Below are 17,355 nucleotides of genomic sequence, written 5' to 3'. Positions count from 1 at the left end.
CGACGGGCGGGCGGTGGTGGCTGCGGAAGGAACTACGGGCCGGGCGGGCCGCTAGAGGTGTCCGGCGGTGCGCGGCGCGGACGCGATGGCGGCGGCCCCGCCGGACGCCGCCCCGGCCAGGGCGCGGGCGGTGTCGCCGCCCTGGAGGGCGATGGCCTCGCGGTAGCGCTCGGCGGTGCCGAGGGCGGCCTGCCGCCAGGTGAAGCGGGCCAGCACCCGCTCCCGGCCGGCCGCGCCGAGCCGGCGGCGCAACGGGGCGTCGCCCAGGAGGCGGAGCAGCCCGCCGGCCAGCGCACCGGCGTCGCCCGGGGGGACCGCGAGACAGGTCTCGCCGTCCGGCCCGGCGACCTCGGGGATGGCGCCGCCGGTGGTGGCCAGCAGCGGGGTGCCGGTGGCCATCGCCTCGGCGGCGGGCAGCGAGAAGCCCTCGTAGAGGGAGGGCACGCAGGCGATCTGGGCGCTGCGGACGAGGTCGACGAGTTCGCCGTCGGTGATGCCCTTGACGAATTCGATGGCGCCGGACAGGCCGAGCCGTTCGATGGCGGCGGCGACCGGCCCGTCGTCGGCGCGCTTGCCGACGACCACCAGATGGGCGTCGGGCTGCTCGGTGCGTACCTTGGCGAGCGCCTCGACGAGGTGGATCAGCCCCTTGAGGGGCACGTCCGCACTGGAGGTGGTGACGATCCGTCCGGGCACCTCGGGGACGGCGGGATCCGGCGAGAACAGCTCGGTGTCGGCGCCGATGTGGACGACGTGCAGGCGGTCGGGGCGGACGCCGAGGTCGTCGACGATCTCCTGGCGGGAGGAGCCGGAGACGGTCAGCACGGACGGCAGCCGGCGGGCGACGCGCTTCTGCATCCGGGTGAAGCCGTACCAGCGGCGCACGGAGGCGCGGCGCTTCCAGCCGTCGGCCGCTGCCAGGTCGAGCCGCCGGTCGACGGTGATGGGGTGGTGGATGGTGGTGACCAGCGGGGCACCGAGCGCGCCGGGCCCGCCGAGCAGGCCGTAGCCGAGGGTCTGGTTGTCGTGGACGACGTCGAACTGGCCGCGGCGGGCGGCGAGATGGCGCCGGGCGCGCAGCGAGAAGGTCAGCGGCTCGGGGAAGCCGCCGGTCCACATCGTGCCGACTTCGAGGGCGTCGATCCAGTCGCGGTACTCGCCGCGCTTCGGCGTGCGGAACGGGTCCGGCTGGCGGTAGAGGTCCAGGCTGGGCAGCTCGGTCAGGGTCACCCCGTCGTCGACGACGGGGTAGGGCTGGGCGCCGATGACCTCGACGGTGTGGCCGAGGCGGGCCAGTTCGCGGGAGAGGTGGCGTACATAGACGCCCTGTCCGCCGCAGAACGGGTTCCCCTTATACGTGAGCATCGCGATCCGCAGGGGACGCTCGCCGTCAGTCGGGGCGGAGGCCGGGGAGGCCTCTGCGGGGCGAGGCGCGGCTGCCTGGACGGCCTCTGCGATCACGCTCGGCCCCCTTCTCACTGGACTTTCGCCGGAGCGTAACCGCTGGCGGTAATCTAGAACAAGTTTCAGAACTGATTGGCTACTGATCAGTTCACCGAGCTCCGAATGTACCGGCCGAGAACGATGCGAAAAGAGCCGCACCAGGTGATTCGCGCCACCACCCGCCCCCCTGCCATGCTGTGCCGATCACACCACCGGCACTCGCCGCATTGCGGACGGAATGCCACGGAATGGGAAATATGACTACGGAATCCAAGGCGGCCAGGCCGACGCTTCCCGCGAGTCCTCCCCTGACCGAGCGTCAGGAGGCCAGACGCCGCCGCATCCTGCACACCAGCGCCAAGCTGGCGTCCCGTGGCGGCTTCGACGCCGTGCAGATGCGCGAGGTCGCGGAGTCCTCGGGCGTCGCCCTCGGCACCCTCTACCGCTACTTCCCCTCCAAGGTGCATCTGCTGGTCGCCACCATGCAGGACCAGCTCCAGCACATGCACGAGACGCTGCGCAAGCGCCCGCCGTCGGAGCAGGACCCGGGCGCCCGGGTCGCCCAGACCCTGATGCGGGCCTTTCGCGCCCTGCAGCGCGAGCCGCATCTCGCGGACGCGATGGTGCGCGCGCTGACGTTCGCCGACCGCTCGGTGAGCCCCGAGGTGGACACCGTCTCCCGGCTGACCACCGCGATCATCCTCGATGCGATGGCCCCGCCCGCCGCCGCGCGCCAGCCCGGGCAGGAGCCGGCACCCCCCGCCGCGCCCACCCCCGAACAGCTCTCCGCGGTCCGGGTCATCGAGCACACCTGGCACTCCGCACTGATCACCTGGCTGTCGGGGCGGGCCTCGATCGCCCAGGTGAAGATCGACATCGAGACGGTGTGCCGGCTGATCGACCTCACGGCGCCGGATGCGGAACGCTGACCCGCCGGATTCGGAACGCTGGCCCCTCCCCCTAATGGTCGTTGGCCCTTAGGGACGTCATTCGGGCTGGGCGTCCGGGATGACCGGGTGCTGTGCCCTCTCGTCCTCCGGAGTGGCCGGGCGGGCGGCGAGTGTGCGGTCATCGCTGGTGAGGCAGCGGCCGGTGGCGAGCTCGAAGTCCCAGTTGTGCAGGGCACAGGTCAGCACGCCGTTCTTGACGCTGCCGAAGCGGGTCAGGTCGGCCTGGAGGTGCGGGCAGCGCCGCGGTACCACGTATCCGTCCGCGAGCGCGTAGTGCTGGTCCCCGTCGGCCTGCGCGTAGTAGTCCTCCACGAACGCCATGTGCTCCGGGGAGAAGGATTTGAAGAACGTGTACACGTAGTCGTTGTACGGACCCTTACGGGAGATCTCCAGGCGGCTGGACAGGAACAGCTCGTCCACCCAGTTCGCGCAGCGCCCCCGCACCAACTCCTCCACCAGCGGGCGGCGGACCCGGAAGACGTAGCGCGCCTCCTCGCCCGCGTACCGGTCCACCCGCCGGTCCAGGAAGTCGAACACGATGTTCTCGTCCGGGCCGCCGTCGACGGCCGCCACCTCCAGCAGGATCCGGCCGTTGATGCCCGCGCAGGTGTGGTCCGCTTCCTTCATCAGCGGCTCCACGTACTCCTTGAGCTGGGCGACCAGGTCGCTGCGGTCCTGTGGCAGCGCGCGGGTGATGGCGTCGATGGCGGGCTGTACCTTGCGCTGGTACTCGGCGAGATAGCCGCGCCGGTCGTCGCGTATGCGGGCCACCTCCTCCTCCGGGATCTGCGCCACCCGCGCCGTACCGTCGGGGTGCAGGTCGACTTCGGTGCCGGTGAGGAAGAGGTGTGCCCGGTCGAAGCCCTGCTCCTGCAGGAAATCGAGGAAAGCGAACTGGTCCGGGAACGGGTTCGCCGGGTCGCTGTCGAAGTCGTTGAGGTGCCACAGCTCGTCGTCGAGGAAGCAGGCGGGGCCGGCGAAGGGCAGCACATGCTCCGCGCCGAGCTGCTCGATGTACCGCAGCGCCCGTGCCATGCCGTTGCGCCGCTTGCGGGTACCGAGGGTCCTCTTCATCCGCTCGGGAAAGGTGTACGCGCCGGGAAACCAGATGGCGCCCGAATATTGCACGAGATGGGCGTGCAGCGGCCCGAACTCCTGGATCGGGCGCAGATCGATGGGCCGCGAATCGTTCTGGTTGAAGATACGGACCCGGCCGTCGTCCAGGGCAATTCCGGAATCGCCGAGCGGCCCGTCAAGTGGCGCGTCCACCGAGCTGATCTGTACCCGTAGTCCGGAGTCGAGGACCAGCGGCTGATTGTGCCGGGTCTGCACGAAATTCTTGAACCCCAGGCCCGCCAGCGCATGGTGCAGGTCGGGGACCGGAAAGTCGGGCAGCAGAACGGTGATGTCCTTGCGCATGTACCGGCTCAGCCACTGGGGGTCGTAGTGGTCGTGGTGCAGGTGCGAAATGTAGAGGTAGTCGGCCGCGGCCAGCCGGGCGGGGTCGACTCCGGTGTTGTCCGGGAACGGCACCCAGGAGCCGAAGTAGGCCGGGGTGAACCAGGGATCGCACACGATCGATCCGGCGGCCGACTCGATGAACAGTCCGGCATGGCCAATGGAGGTGATACGCATTGCTCTCTTCCTGAAATGCGGGAGATTCCTGAAACCTGGAATGCGGCGGATTCCCGAGGGGCTCAGACCGCCTCGGCCGTCGCCCTTCCCGCCAGGGCGAGGACCCGCTGGGCGAGCAGTTCCGCTGCCTGCGTGTGGCTGCCCGGGTCGGCGGCGCCGCTCATGGCCGCCAGCTGCTCGGGATCGGCCAGCAGCGGCTCGATCAAGGAGGCCAGGGACGTCGGACCGACCTGCCCGTTCGCCAGCAGGAGGGCCGCGCCCTGGTCCACCAGGACGCGCGCGTTGTGCGTCTGGTGGTCGCCCGGCGCGTGCGGCAGCGGGACCAGTACGGCGGGCAGCCCCACGCTCGCCAGCTCGGCGACGGTCGCGGAACCGGCCCGGCACACGGCCAGGTCGGCCGCCGCGTAGGCCAGATCCATCCGGTCCAGATACGCGACGGCCTCGGCCACCGCGGCGCCGCCCTCGGCGTGGAGCCGCTGCCGGGCGGCAGGCAGGGCATCCGGCCCCGTTTTGATCAGCAGCCGTACATCCGTCCGGTGCCGCCAGCGCCAGGCCAGGCCGAGCGCGGCGTCCGTCAGGCGCTTGGCACCCAGGCTTCCGCCGTTGACCAGGATCAGCCGCTGACTCGGGCGCAGCCCCGCCCAGGCGCGCGCCTCGTCGTACAGCCGCTGCCGGTTCAGCCGGGTCAGCGAGCCGGCCAACGGCATGCCGACCACGCCGGCGGTCCGGGCGCGGGATCGCGGCAGCCGGGCGCGGGACTGCTCGAAGGCGAGCGCAACGTGCGGAGTGAGCCGGGCGGAGAGGCGATTGGCCCGGCCCGGTACCGCGTTGGACTCGTGGATCAGGCTGGGCACGCCCGCCCGTCGCGCGCCGACGATCACCGGGGCGCTGGGGTAGCCACCCATCCCGACCGCAATATGCGCGCCCTGTTCCCACAGCACCGTGCGTGCTTGGGCCGAGGCACGCATCAGATAGGCCGGCAACAGATATCTGCGCAGGCCCAGTTCGCGTTCGAACGGGATCATGTCCACGGTGTGCAACGCGTAGCCCGCCTGCGGAATCAGCTTTCCTTCCAGGCCGCGTTCGGTACCGATGAAATGTATTCGGGCGTCCGGTACGGCCCGGCGCAGCGCGTCGGCCAGGGCAAGTCCGGGGTAGATGTGACCGCCGGTTCCGCCGGCACCGATGACTACCGAGAGCGCCGAGTCCGCATTCATGAGTCATCCCGCTTTCCGTGGGTCAGCCCTTGGCGCGAAGGGCGAGTCGCGAAGGGCGAGTGGCGAGTGGCGGGAAAAGGAGCGCCACCAGTGCTGGTTTTCTCTCTGCATGGACCCAGAGAATCAGCACAATCCGCCGACCCACGGCGTTGTCATTGCTTCATCACGGAACGGGAAAACGGCTATCACGTGCGGTGTCCCTGCGCGGGAGCGCCTCCGCGGAACACCACACAGCAATCCCGCACCAATCCCGCACTGTTCTTCATGAACACCCGGCGGGTGACGCTCACTCCTCCGGCGGGAATACCGCCTCACCGCTGCCGGCCAGGGTCAGGGTGATCGCCTCCACAGGGCACCCCTCGGCCGCCGCCAGGATGCGCTCGTCGGCGTCCGTCTCCGGTACCACCGGGTGCGACTGCCGGGCCGTATCCAGCCGGAAGCCGTCCGGTGCCGCGGCGGCGCACATCCCCGAGCCGATGCAGACGCCCCGGTCCACCGTCACCTGCCAGCGGTCCCCCATCAGGCACCCGCCGGCAGATGGATCATCTTGTGCTCCAGGTACTCGCCGAAGCCCTCGGGCCCGAACTCCCGCCCGATGCCGGAGTTCTTGTAGCCGCCGAACGGGCCGAGCATGTCGATGCTGAAGGTGTTCACCGAGTACGTACCGGTGCGCACCTGCCGGGCGAGTTCGATGCCGTGGTCGACGTCGGCCGTCCACACCGAGCCGGAGAGCCCGTAGTCGGAGTCGTTGGCGATCCGTATGGCCTCCGCCTCGTCGTCGTACGGCAGCAGGCAGATGACCGGGCCGAAGATCTCCTCGCGGGCGATCCGCATGGAGTTGGTGACCTCGCCGAAGAGGGTCGGCTCGACGTACCAGCCCGTCGGCTGCCCCGCGGGCCGGCCGCCGCCGGTCAGGACCTTGGCGCCTTCCTGCTGCCCGAGTGCGATGTAGTCCAGCGAGCGCTGCTGCTGGCGACGGGCGACCAGCGGGCCGAGCTCGGTGGCCGGATCCAGCGGGTCGCCGACGGTCAGCGCGCTCGCCGCCGCGGTGAACCGCTCGGCGATCTCGTCGTAGTGGCTGCGCGGGGCGAGGATCCGGGTCTGGGCCACGCACGCCTGGCCGTTGATCATCCAGGCGAACGGCACGATGCCGGCCACCGCCGCGTCCAGATCGGCGTCCGGCAGGATCACCGCGGCGGACTTGCCGCCCAGCTCCAGCGTGACCCGGCTGAGGTTGCGGGCCGCGACCTCCATGACCCGCTTGCCCGCCGCCACCGAGCCGGTGAACGACACCTTGTCCACGCCCGGGTGCCCGACCAGGTACTCACTCACCTCGCGGTCGGCCGGCAGGATCGACAGCACGCCCGGCGGCAGCCCGGCCTCCGTCGCGATCTCCGCGAGCAGGTACGCGTCCAGCGGGGTCTCCGGCGACACCTTCAGCACCACCGAGCAGCCGGCCAGCAGCGCGGGCGCGAGCTTGGCCGCGGCGGTGAACTGCGGGACGTTCCACGGCACCACGGCCGCGACCACCCCGACCGGCTCCCGCCGCACCAACAGCGGCCCCAGCACCCCGGCCCGCCGCTCCTCGAAGGGGAAGTCCCGGGCCACCGTGAGCGCGGCGTCCCACACCAGCATCGCGGCCAGCGACTGCACCATGACGCCGGAGGTGAACGGGGTGCCGTTCTCGGAGCTGATGACCCGGGCGAACTCCTCGCTGCGGGCCGCGAAGGCGTCCTTGATGCGGGTGACCACCGCGATCCGGTCCGCCAGCGGGGCGTTCGCCCACTCCCCGGACGCAAAGGACCTGCGGGCCGCGGCCACCGCCCGGTCGACGTCGGCCCGCGAGGCGTGCGGCACCCGGCCGATGACCCATTCGGTGTGGGGTGAGACGACCTCGATGGTGTCCCGGCCGGCCGGATCGGCCCACTCGCCGCCCAGGTAGAGCTTTCCGTGCTCGACGAGGTCGCTCATCGCTGCCGCCTCCCGACGGATCCTGACGCTGTATCAGAATCACTCAGCAGAACTGATACCAGTTCCACCGGGAGGAGTCCACGGCGGGCGGGCCGAATCCCCAAGGCGCACACCCGAGGGCCCGGTTCCGGCCGCATTGAAACTCGTTCTAGTTATAGTGAGTCGGGTGCGGGCGCACGGCGGACCGAGAGGGGACCGGGATGACGACGCAGGTGACCGACCACCGGGGCGGCGTGTGGAGCATCGCCGTCCCCATCCCGGACAACCCTCTCGGCCACACCCTCGTCCACCTCCTGGAGACCGACCGGGGGCCGGTGCTCATCGACACCGGCTGGGACGACCCGGACTCCTGGGACGCCCTCGTCGACGGCGTCACCGCCTGCGGTTTCGCCCTCACCGACCTCCACGGCGTGCTGATCACCCACCACCACCCGGACCACCACGGCCTCTCCGCCAAGGTGCGGGAGGCCTCCGGCGCCTGGCTCGCGATGCATGCCGCGGACACCGCCGTGGTCCGCCGCACCCGCGGGGCCACGCCGGAGCGGTGGCTGGACCACCTCATCGCCAAACTCGCGGCGGCGGGCGCACCGGACGACCATCTGGCGCCGCTGCGCACGGCCCGGGCCGGCGGGGGCGGCCGGCGGATGCCCGGTCTGCGGGCTGCACTTCCGGACCGCGAGATCGGCCCCGGCGAGCTGCTCGATCTGCCGGGGCGCCGGCTGCGCGCGATCTGGACACCGGGGCACACCCCGGGCCATGTGTGTCTGCATCTGGAGGAGGAGCACCCCGCCCAGCGGAACCGCGGCTTCGGCCGGCTCTTCTCCGGTGACCACCTGCTGCCGGGCATCACTCCGCACATCGGCCTGTACGAGGACCCGGCCGGGAGCTCGGGCGAGGTCGCCGACCCCCTGGGCGACTATCTCGACTCCCTCGAACGCATCGGCCGGCTCGCCCCCGCCGAGGTGCTGCCCGCGCATCAGCACGCCTTCACCGATGCCGGCGGCCGCGTCCGCACGCTCCTCGCCCACCACGAGGAGCGGCTCGCCCAGCTGCGGACGCTGCTGAGCGAACCCCGCACGGCCTGGCAGCTCGCCATGGCCATGGAGTGGAACCGCCCCTGGGAGCAGATCCCTTACGGCTCCCGCACCATCGCCGTCTCGGAGGCCGAGGCACATCTGCGCCGGCTGGTGAAGCTGGGCCATGCGGAGTGCGTGCCGGACTCCGGCCCCGTGCGGTATCAGGCGGTGGACGGGGTGCGGTAGCCCGGCGTAGGGGACGCGTACGGGGCGCGTACGGGATGGCTACGGGGGCCGTGCGGCGCGTACGGGGCGCGCACCCGGCTCGTACGGGCGAGCGAATGCCGGGGCGGGCGCCGGATAAGGTGTGCGGGACAACTTCATCCGTGCCCGATCGGGGGAAGCCGGTGGAAATCCGGCGCTGACCCGCAACCGTGAGGACGGCCCGTCCACGCCGCGCCCCAGGCCGGCGCGGAGCGGCCGTACGAGCCGGAACACCCGAGGGGCACGACCAAGGCTCCCGCCACCACAGCCGTCCGCCCGCGGACGGCCAGTGCGCGGCACCGTCGAGGTATACGGAGCTGAGCCCGGTGCCACCGCGCCCGATCCCCGGATCGGTCCGCGGGTGGGCGGCCGAGCGCGGCTGCGTGGCCGCCGCGACCCGACCCGAGAGGCACCGACCCGATGGCCCCCACGGCTTCCCTGGCCCAGCAGGCTCCCGCGCCGCACTCCGGCGCCCCCTTGGCGCGCCGCGCCGCCACGGCGCTGGCGGCCGCGCTGGTACTGGGCGCGGCCGCCGCCCCTGCCGCGTATGCCGCTGTGCCTGGTTCCCCGTCCGCCGCGGCCAAGAAGCTGCCCGCCGGTCTGTACGGCACCAAGGACCCGCAGTACGACGGGGTGTGGCGGCAGTCGCTCGCGCTGCTGGCGCAGCACACGGTGGGGGTGCGCCCGGCGGCGTCGGGTGTGCGGTGGCTGGTCGGGCAGCAGTGCGCGGACGGCGCGTTCACCGCCTTCCGTGCCGAGCCGGGCAAGCCCTGTGCCGCCAAGGCGATGCGGGACACCAACCAGACGGCCGCCGCGGTGCAGGCGCTGGCCGCGCTGGGCGGGCACGGCGATGCCGTGGACAAGGCGGTGGGCTGGCTGAAATCGGTGCAGAACGACGACGGCAGCTGGAGCTCGATGCCCGGCTCGCCCGGTGACGCCAACTCCACCTCCGTGGTCATCGGGGCACTCGCGGCGGCGGGACAGAAGCCGGCCTCGGTGACGTCGAAGAAGCACAGGACCCCCTACGACGGGCTGCTCACCTTCCGGCTGAGCTGTGCGGGCAAGGAGGAGGCGCACGGCGCGTTCACCTTCCAGCTCAAGGGCGCGGCCCCGAACGCCGATGCCACCGCGGCCGCCGCAACCGGCGTGCTCGGCAAGGGATTTGTCGTCGCGCCCGCAGGCCCCCGCGCCCACGCCCCGGTCACGCCGCCCGCCTGCAAGGACGGCAAGGACGGCAAGGACAAGAAGGCGGGCAAGGTCTCCGCGGCGCAGGCCGCCGACGGCGGCGCCGCCTATCTCGTCGCCCAACTCGACAAGAACGGCCAGCACCTGCTCTCCGCGATGCCGGGCGCCAAGCCGCAGCCCGACGTGGGCAACACCGCGGACGCCGTGGTGGCGCTGGCGGCCGGCGGGCACGGCGCCGAGGCCCGGCGGCCGCTGGCCTGGCTGCAGAAGAACGCGGCCAACTGGGCGCGGCAGAGCGGCCCCGCCGCGTACGCCCAGCTGGTGCTGGCCGCGCACGCCACCGGCAGCGACCCGCGCGCCTTCGGCGGCACCGACCTGGTGACCGCGCTCAACGCGACCGGCCCCGAGCCGGCCGCCGTATCGGGGGCTCACGTCCAGGACGCCAAGGACGACGACGGCGGCATTCCGTGGTGGATCATCGGCGTCGGCCTCGCCTTCGGCGCTGGCCTCGGCTTCCTGCTCAGCGGCCGCAAGAGGGACGGGCGCTGATGCGGCGCGCCACCCTCGCCGGCGCCGCGCTGCTGGCCGGCACGGTCACCGGTCTGGCCGCCGGGCCCGCCCAGGCGCAGGAGTACCGCTACTGGTCCTTCTGGGAGGGCAACGGCAGTTCCTGGACCTACGCCACCGAGGGGCCGGGCACCCAGCGGCCGGCCGACGGCACGGTCGCCGGCTTCCGCTTCACCGTCAGCGCCGATTCCGCCGCGGCCGGCAAGCCCCGTACGGCGCCCGGTTTCGACGCGATCTGCCATGACACCCCCACCAAGGACGGCCGCAAACGGATCGGCGTCGTCGTCGACTTCGGTACCGCGGCGGACGCGCCCGGCGGCGAGCGGCCGCCGGCGTCCCGGACGAAGTGCGCCCAGGTGCCCGAGGACGCCTCGGCGGGCGAGGCGCTGGCCGCGGTCGCCCGGCCGCTGCGCTATGACGCGAGCGCCCTGCTGTGTGCCGTCGCCGGCTACCCGAAGGCGGGGTGCGCGGAGCGGGTGAACGACTCGAAGGGGGCGCGGTCCGCGGCGTCGCCCGGCGCGGCGGCGGACGGCGGGGACGACGGCGGGCCGTCCGCCGGGCTGTTCGGCGGGATCGCGGTCCTTCTCGTCCTGGGTGCGGCGGCCGGGTGGCAGCTCCGCCGCCGGCGCGGATGAGCGCCCCGCGGGCGACCCGTACCACCGCGCTGCCCGCCGGCGCCTGGTGGCTGTGGGCGCTCGGGCTGGCCACCGCGGCCTCCCGTACCACCGATCCGCTGCTGCTGGGGCTGCTGGTGGGGGTGGCCGGTTATGTCGTCGCGGCCCGCCGTACGGAGGCGCCGTGGGCCCGTTCGTACGGGGCGTTCGTCAAGCTCGGCCTGGTCGTGATCGCCATCCGGCTGGTCTTCGCCTTCTTCCTGGGGTCGCCGATTCCCGGCACGCACACCCTGGTCACGCTGCCCGAAGTGCCGCTGCCCGACTGGGCGAAGGGCGTACGGATCGGCGGCCGGGTCACCGCGGAGGGCATGATGTTCGCCCTGTACGACGGGCTGAAGCTGGCCACCCTGCTCATCTGTGTGGGCGCCGCCAATGCGCTCGCCCATCCGGCGCGGCTGCTGAAGTCGCTGCCCGGCGCGCTCTACGAGGTGGGCGTCGCGGTCGTCGTCGCGATGACCTTCGCCCCGAACCTGGTCGCCGACGTCCAGCGGCTGCGCGCCGCCCGCCGGCTGCGCGGCCGTCCCGACCGCGGGGTGACGGCGCTCCTCCAGGTCGGCATGCCGGTGCTGGAGGGCGCGTTGGAGCGTTCGGTGGCGCTGGCCGCGGCCATGGACGCGCGGGGCTACGGCCGCAGCGCCGACGTGCCGCGGGCCGTACGGCACACCACCTCGGTCCTCACCCTCGGCGGGCTGCTCGGCGTCTGCGCCGGGACGTACGGGCTGCTGGGCGAGGCCGGCGGCTACGGTCTGCCGCTGCTGCTGGCCGGGCTGGCGGCGGCGCTCGGCGGGCTGTGGCTCGGCGGCCGGCGGTCGGTGCGCAGCCGCTACCGGCCCGAGCGGTGGGGCGTGCGCGCCTGGCTGGTCGCGGGCTCCGGCATCGCCGTCGCCGCCCTGATGATCTGGGCCAATTCCTATGCGCCCGGCGCCCTCCACCCGCCCGCCGTCCCGCTCACCGCCCCTGTCCTCCCCCTCTGGCCGGCCGCCTCCGTGCTCGTGGGACTGCTGCCCGCCTTCGTCGCTCCGCTCCCGTCGAGCGGGGACCGGGCGGACCGCACCGCGTCCCGTGGCCGGGGCCGTGCCGTCGATGTCGATCCGCGTGCGAAGGAGCCCACCCCGTGATCAGGTTCGAGCAGGTCTCGGTCACCTACGGCGACGCCACGGCGCCGGCCGTCCAGGACATCGACCTGACCGTCCCCGAGGGCGAACTGTGCCTGCTGGTCGGGCCCTCCGGCGTCGGCAAGTCCACCGTCCTGAACGCCGTCTGCGGTCTCGTCCCGCACTTCACCGGCGGCACCCTGCACGGCCGGGTCACCGTCGACGGCCGGGACACCCGCACCCACAAGCCGCGCGAACTGGCCGATGTCGTAGGCACGGTGGGCCAGGACCCGCTGGCGCACTTCGTCACCGACACCGTGGAGGACGAGCTCGCCTACGGCATGGAGTCGCTCGGCCTCGCCCCCGACGTGATGCGCCGCCGGGTCGAGGAGACGCTGGATCTGCTGGGCCTGGCCGAGCTGCGCGACCGCGCGCTGGCCACGCTGTCCGGCGGCCAGCGGCAGCGGGTGGCGATCGGGTCGGTGCTGACCACCCACCCCAAGGTCCTGGTCCTCGACGAGCCGACCTCGGCGCTCGACCCGGCCGCCGCCGAGGAGGTGCTGTCCGTACTACAGCGCCTGGTCCACGACCTGGGCACCACGGTCCTGCTGGCCGAACACCGCCTGGAACGCGTCGTCCAGTACGCCGACCAAGTCATCCTGCTGCCCTCACCCGGCGCGGCCCCGGTGATGGGCGCCCCCGCCGACGTCATGGCCGTCTCCCCCGTCCACCCACCGGTGGTGGCCCTCGGCCGCCTCGCGCACTGGTCCCCGCTGCCGCTGTCGGTACGCGACGCCCGCCGGAAGGCCGCCGGCCTGCGCGAGCGGCTGACGGGGGTGACGCCGACGGCGCCGGGGGCGGGGCGGGGAGTTGGGGCGACCGGCGCAGGGAAGGGAACGGTGCCGTCCGGCCCGGCGCCCGCGGCCGCTTCCGTCCCGGACGGGATCGCCGCGGCGGTCTCCGGGCTGGCCGTCCGGCGCGGGCGGACCGAGGTGCTGCACGGCGTGGAACTGACCGTACGGCGCGGCGAGACACTCGCGCTGATGGGCCGTAACGGGGCGGGCAAGTCGACCCTGCTGTCCACCCTGGTCGGGATGCACCAGCCGGCCGCCGGCTCGGTGCGGGTCGGCGGCGTCACCCCGCACCGCACCGGCCCCCGCGCGCTCCTGCGGCACGTCGGCCTGGTCCCCCAGGAGCCCCGTGACCTGCTCTACGCGGACACCGTCGCCGCCGAGTGCACCGCGGCCGACCAGGACGCGGGCGCCCCGGCCGGCAGTTGCCGGGCCCAGGTCACCCGGCTGCTGCCCGATGTCCCGGACTCCGTCCACCCCCGCGATCTGTCCGAGGGCCAGCGCCTGGCCCTGGCCCTGGCGGTCGTGCTGACCGCCCGTCCGCCGCTGCTCCTGCTCGACGAGCCCACCCGCGGCCTGGATTACGCCGCCAAGGCCCGGCTGATCGAGGTGCTGCGCGCCCTGGCCGCCGAGGGCCACGCCATCGTGCTGGCCACCCATGACGTGGAGCTGGCCGCCGAACTCGCGCACCGGGTAGTGATCCTCGCCGACGGCGAGATCGTCGCCGACGGACCCACCGACGAGGTCGTGGTCTCCTCACCGTCGTTCGCACCGCAGGTCGCCAAGGTCCTCGCGCCGCTGCCCTGGCTGACCGTGCCGCAGGTGGCCAACGCCCTGGAGGCCACCGCATGACCGCGCCTGCGCACCGCACCGAGGGCGCCGGGCCGCGCCCCGGCTCCGGCCCCGGGCGCCGGGCCCGTGCCATCCGGCTCGGCCCCCGCTCCGTCGCCGCACTGTGCCTGATCTCGGCCCTCGGTGTGATGGCCTTCGGGTGGCCGCTGCTCGCCGATTCCGCCTCCGGTCTCGCCCATTCCCGGGACGCGCCCTGGCTGTTCGCCGCGCTGCTGCCGATGCTGCTCGCCGTCGTCGTGGCGACCATCGCCGACACCGGCCTGGACGCGAAGGCCATCGCCATGCTCGGCGTACTGGCCGCGGCCGGCGCCGCGATGCGGCCGCTGGGCGCGGGCACGGCCGGCATCGAGCCGATGTTCTTCCTGATGGTGCTGGCGGGGCGGGTGCTCGGGCCGGGCTTCGGGTTCGTGCTGGGGTCCGTGGCGATGTTCGCGTCGGCCCTGCTGACCGGTGGTGTCGGGCCCTGGATGCCGTTCCAGATGCTGACGATGGGGTGGGTGTCGATGGGCGCCGGGCTGCTGCCCGGGCCCGACCGGCTGCGCGGCCGCCGTGAACTGGCCCTGCTCGCCGCCTACGGAGCCGTCTCCGCCGTCCTCTACGGCCTGGTCATGAACCTCCAGGGCTGGCCCTACATCGGCGGCATGGCCTCAGGGGTCTCCTTCGTCCCCGGCGATCCGCTCGGCCAGAACCTCACCCGCTTCCTCGCCTACTGCCTCGCCACCTCCCTGGGCTGGGACCTGCCCCGGGCCCTGGTCACGGTGGTCCTCACCTTCGCGCTGGGCGGCACCGTGCTGACGGCGCTGCGCCGCGCCACCCGCCGCGCCGCCTTCGAGGCCCCCGTCTCCTTCACACCCGGCCCGGGGGCCGGCGCTTCGTGAGCCGCCCCACTACAGCCGCGCCCCGCTGAAGCCGCGCCCCACTACAGCCGCTGGATGATCGTCCCCGTCGCCAGTGCCCCGCCGGCACACATGGTGATCAGGGCGAACTCCTTGTCCCGGCGTTCGAGTTCGTGCAACGCGGTGGTCAGGAGCCGGGCGCCGGTGGCGCCGACCGGGTGGCCCAGGGCGATGGCGCCGCCGTTCACGTTCACCTTCTCCAGGTCCTGGTCGAAGGTCTGCGCCCAGGAGAGCACCACGGAGGCGAAGGCCTCGTTGATCTCGACGAGGTCGATGTCCCGCAGGGACATCCCGGCCTTGCCGAGCACCGCGCGGGTGGCGTCGATGGGCCCGTCCAGATGGAAGTGCGGATCGGAGCCGACCAGTGCCTGCGCCACGATCCGGGCGCGCGGCTTGAGCTTGAGGGCGCGGGCCATCCGCTTGGAGGCCCACATCACCGCGGCGGCACCGTCGGAGATCTGCGAGGAGTTGCCCGCCGTGTGGACCGCGGTCGGCATCACGGGCTTGAGGCCGGCCAGCGCCTCCATGCTGGTGTCGCGCAGCCCCTCGTCCCGGTCGACCAGCCGCCACATGCCCTGGCCCGCGGCCTGCTCGTCCTCCGTGGTGGGCACCTGGACGGCGAAGGTCTCCCGTTTGAAGCGCTCCTCGGCCCAGGCGGCGGCCGCCCGCTCCTGGGAGATCAGCCCGAGCGAGTCGACGTTCTCGCGGGTCAGCCCGCGGTGCCGGGCGATGCGTTCGGCCGCCTCGAACTGGTTGGGCAGATCGACGTTCCACTCGTCCGGCCAGGGCTTGCCGGGGCCGTGCTTGGAGGCGCTGCCGAGCGGCACCCGGGACATCGCCTCGACCCCGCAGCCGATGCCGACGTCGATGACGCCGCTCGCGATCATGTTGGCGACCATGTGGTTAGCTTGCTGGGAAGATCCGCACTGGCAGTCCACGGTGGTCGCGGCGGTCTCGTACGGAAGGCCCATCGCCAGCCAGGCGTTGCGGGCCGGGTTCATGGCCTGTTCACCGGCGTGGGTGACGGTGCCGCTGACGATCTGTTCGATGCAGTCGGGCTGGATGCCCGTACGGGAGAGGAGTTCGCGGTAGGTCTCGCCCAGGAGGTAGGCGGGGTGAAGGTTGGCGAGGGCGCCCTGGCGCCTGCCGATCGGGGTGCGTACTGCTTCGACGATGACGGGTTCCGCGGCCATGACTGACTCGTCCTCTCCTCGCGTCCGCGGGTCCCGGCACCCACGGAAGAAGAACTAGTACGCGTTCTAGTTGTGCACACAGTCTTATGAGCCGCCCTGCGGGGCGCAAGGGGCGCGCAACACCCTTGTCCACAAAGGGAGTCGCCACGGCCCTTGCCACTTGCGGAACTCGTCACTACCTTCACCGCGATCCATGCCTGATGAACCGTCAGAAGATTTTGGATGGACCAGGAGTCGCCGATGCCATGCCCCGCGTTGCCCGACGGGTTCGACTTCACCGACCCCGACGTCTATCAGTCCCGCGTCCCGCTCCCCGAGTTCGCGCTGCTGCGGCAGACCGCTCCGGTGTGGTGGAACGCCCAGCCGCACGGCATCGCCGGCTTCGACGACGACGGCTACTGGGTCGTCACGCGCCACCAGGACGTCAAGGAGGTGTCCACCAAGCCGGACATCTTCTCCGCCAGCCGCAACACCTCGATCATCCGGTTCAACGCGTCCATGACCCGTGAGCAGATCGACGTACAGAAACTCATCATGCTGAACATGGACCCGCCCGAGCACACCCGGGTCCGGCAGATCGTGCAGCGCGGCTTCACCCCGCGCGCCATCCGCGGCCTGGAGGACGCCCTGCGCCGCCGGGCCACGCACATCGTCGACGAGGCGCGCCGCAACGGCACCGGGGACTTCGTCACCGACATCGCCTGCGAACTCCCCCTCCAGGCCATCGCGGAACTGATCGGCATCCCCCAGGACGACCGGGCCCGGATCTTCGACTGGTCGAACAAGATGGTCGCCTACGACGATCCCGAGCTGGCGATCACCGAAGAGGTCGGCAGCAACGCGGCCATGGAGCTGATCTCGTACGCGATGAACCTCGCCGCGGCGCGCAAGGAGTGCCCCGCCGAGGACATCGTCAGCCGGCTGGTGGCGGCGGAGCACGAGGGGAACCTCGGTTCCGACGAGTTCGGGTTCTTCGTGCTGCTGCTGGCGGTGGCCGGCAACGAGACCACCCGCAACGCCATCACCCACGGGATGCACGCCTTCCTCACCCACCCCGACCAGTGGGAACTCTTCAAGCGCGAGCGCCCGGCGACCGCGGCCGAGGAGATCGTGCGGTGGGCGACTCCGGTGGTCTCCTTCCAGCGCACCGCCACCCAGGACACCGAACTGGGCGGTGCGAAGATCAAGGAAGGGCAGCGGGTGGGGATCTTCTACTCCTCCGCCAACAACGACCCGGAGGTCTTCACCGACCCCGAGGTCTTCGACATCACCCGCGATCCCAACCCCCATCTGGGATTCGGCGGCGGCGGACCGCACTTCTGCCTCGGCAAGTCCCTCGCGGTGCTGGAGATCAACCTGATCTTCCAGGCCCTCGCGGACGCCCTGCCCGACATCTCCCTGGCGGGCGACCCGCGCCGGCTGCGCTCGGCCTGGCTCAACGGCGTCAAGGAACTCCGGGTTCATTACGGCTGACCCCCAGCACCACCGCGAAGACAGCAGGGCGCGCACCCGGAACCATGGGGTGGGCGCCTCGCCGCTGTCCGGGG

Annotated in this window: 14 protein-coding genes; 8 read left to right on the top strand and 6 right to left on the bottom strand. The window is 72.5% G+C overall.

The genetic code is table 11. From position 1 onward, the window contains the following. Positions 1–51: 51 nt before the first annotated feature. Positions 52–1,461, bottom strand: coding sequence for a glycosyltransferase family 4 protein (locus tag CPH93_RS24605; protein ID WP_096214095.1), 1,410 nt, complete (start codon positions 1,459–1,461; stop codon positions 52–54). Between the two features lie 239 nt (positions 1,462–1,700). Between CPH93_RS24605 and CPH93_RS24600 the strand changes: the two genes are divergently transcribed. After that, a complete protein-coding gene (locus CPH93_RS24600) occupies positions 1,701–2,372 on the top strand; it encodes a TetR family transcriptional regulator (protein WP_096214094.1) in 672 nt (223 codons plus the stop codon). A 57-nt stretch (positions 2,373–2,429) separates the two neighbouring features. On the opposite strand, the gene CPH93_RS24595 is transcribed toward CPH93_RS24600, so the two are convergent. The 4 genes from CPH93_RS24595 to CPH93_RS24580 form a co-directional block, all read right to left on the bottom strand. After that, complete coding sequence (locus CPH93_RS24595) at positions 2,430–4,028, bottom strand: Rieske 2Fe-2S domain-containing protein (RefSeq protein ID WP_096214093.1); 1,599 nt, start codon at positions 4,026–4,028, stop codon at positions 2,430–2,432. Positions 4,029–4,090: 62 nt separating this feature from the next. Next, positions 4,091–5,245 (bottom strand): UDP-N-acetylglucosamine--N-acetylmuramyl-(pentapeptide) pyrophosphoryl-undecaprenol N-acetylglucosamine transferase, encoded by a 1,155-nt coding sequence (locus CPH93_RS24590; protein ID WP_093648874.1) that lies wholly within the window; start codon positions 5,243–5,245, stop codon positions 4,091–4,093. A gap of 286 nt (positions 5,246–5,531) precedes the next feature. Continuing rightward, on the bottom strand, positions 5,532–5,765 hold the full coding sequence (locus CPH93_RS24585) for a ferredoxin (RefSeq protein ID WP_096214092.1): 234 nt from the start codon (positions 5,763–5,765) through the stop codon (positions 5,532–5,534). Beyond that, positions 5,765–7,216 carry an aldehyde dehydrogenase gene (locus CPH93_RS24580; protein ID WP_096214091.1) on the bottom strand — a complete coding sequence of 484 codons (1,452 nt, stop codon included), beginning with the start codon at positions 7,214–7,216 and terminating at the stop codon, positions 5,765–5,767. Before CPH93_RS24580 ends, CPH93_RS24585 begins: the two co-directional genes overlap by 1 nt. Positions 7,217–7,416: 200 nt before the next feature. Here CPH93_RS24580 and CPH93_RS24575 point away from each other — a divergent pair, with 200 nt between their 5' ends. The 6 genes from CPH93_RS24575 to CPH93_RS24550 all read left to right on the top strand — a co-directional run bounded on the left by CPH93_RS24575 (position 7,417) and on the right by CPH93_RS24550 (position 14,597). Continuing rightward, a complete protein-coding gene (locus CPH93_RS24575; RefSeq protein ID WP_096214090.1) occupies positions 7,417–8,478 on the top strand; it encodes an MBL fold metallo-hydrolase in 1,062 nt (353 codons plus the stop codon). 438 nt (positions 8,479–8,916) lie between these two features. Continuing rightward, entirely contained in the window at positions 8,917–10,230 is a 1,314-nt protein-coding gene (locus tag CPH93_RS24570) for a prenyltransferase/squalene oxidase repeat-containing protein (RefSeq protein ID WP_096214089.1), read from the top strand. Further along, the gene (locus CPH93_RS24565; RefSeq protein WP_096214088.1) at positions 10,230–10,883 is read left to right on the top strand and encodes an SCO2322 family protein; all 654 of its coding nucleotides are present in this window, start codon (positions 10,230–10,232) and stop codon (positions 10,881–10,883) included. The genes CPH93_RS24570 and CPH93_RS24565 overlap by 1 nt, the downstream gene beginning before the upstream one ends. Beyond that, positions 10,880–12,040 carry a CbiQ family ECF transporter T component gene (locus tag CPH93_RS24560; RefSeq protein ID WP_096215578.1) on the top strand — a complete coding sequence of 387 codons (1,161 nt, stop codon included), beginning with the start codon at positions 10,880–10,882 and terminating at the stop codon, positions 12,038–12,040. Before CPH93_RS24565 ends, CPH93_RS24560 begins: the two co-directional genes overlap by 4 nt. Beyond that, positions 12,037–13,719, top strand: coding sequence for an ABC transporter ATP-binding protein (locus tag CPH93_RS24555; RefSeq protein WP_096214087.1), 1,683 nt, complete (start codon positions 12,037–12,039; stop codon positions 13,717–13,719). The genes CPH93_RS24560 and CPH93_RS24555 overlap by 4 nt, the downstream gene beginning before the upstream one ends. Continuing rightward, positions 13,716–14,597 carry an ECF transporter S component gene (locus CPH93_RS24550; protein WP_096214086.1) on the top strand — a complete coding sequence of 294 codons (882 nt, stop codon included), beginning with the start codon at positions 13,716–13,718 and terminating at the stop codon, positions 14,595–14,597. Before CPH93_RS24555 ends, CPH93_RS24550 begins: the two co-directional genes overlap by 4 nt. 41 nt (positions 14,598–14,638) lie before the next feature. Here CPH93_RS24550 and CPH93_RS24545 read toward each other — a convergent pair whose 3' ends face one another. Next, entirely contained in the window at positions 14,639–15,808 is a 1,170-nt protein-coding gene (locus tag CPH93_RS24545) for a steroid 3-ketoacyl-CoA thiolase (RefSeq protein WP_093482939.1), read from the bottom strand. A gap of 240 nt (positions 15,809–16,048) precedes the next feature. Between CPH93_RS24545 and CPH93_RS24540 the strand changes: the two genes are divergently transcribed. Continuing rightward, a complete protein-coding gene (locus CPH93_RS24540) occupies positions 16,049–17,281 on the top strand; it encodes a cytochrome P450 (protein ID WP_096215577.1) in 1,233 nt (410 codons plus the stop codon). Positions 17,282–17,355: the final 74 nt, after the last annotated feature.

The sequence above is a fragment of the Streptomyces sp. 2323.1 genome (genome assembly GCF_900221035.1).
GTDB classification, from domain to species: Bacteria; Actinomycetota; Actinomycetes; order Streptomycetales; family Streptomycetaceae; genus Streptomyces; species Streptomyces sioyaensis.
This window is presented reverse-complemented; position numbering and strand designations above follow the sequence as displayed.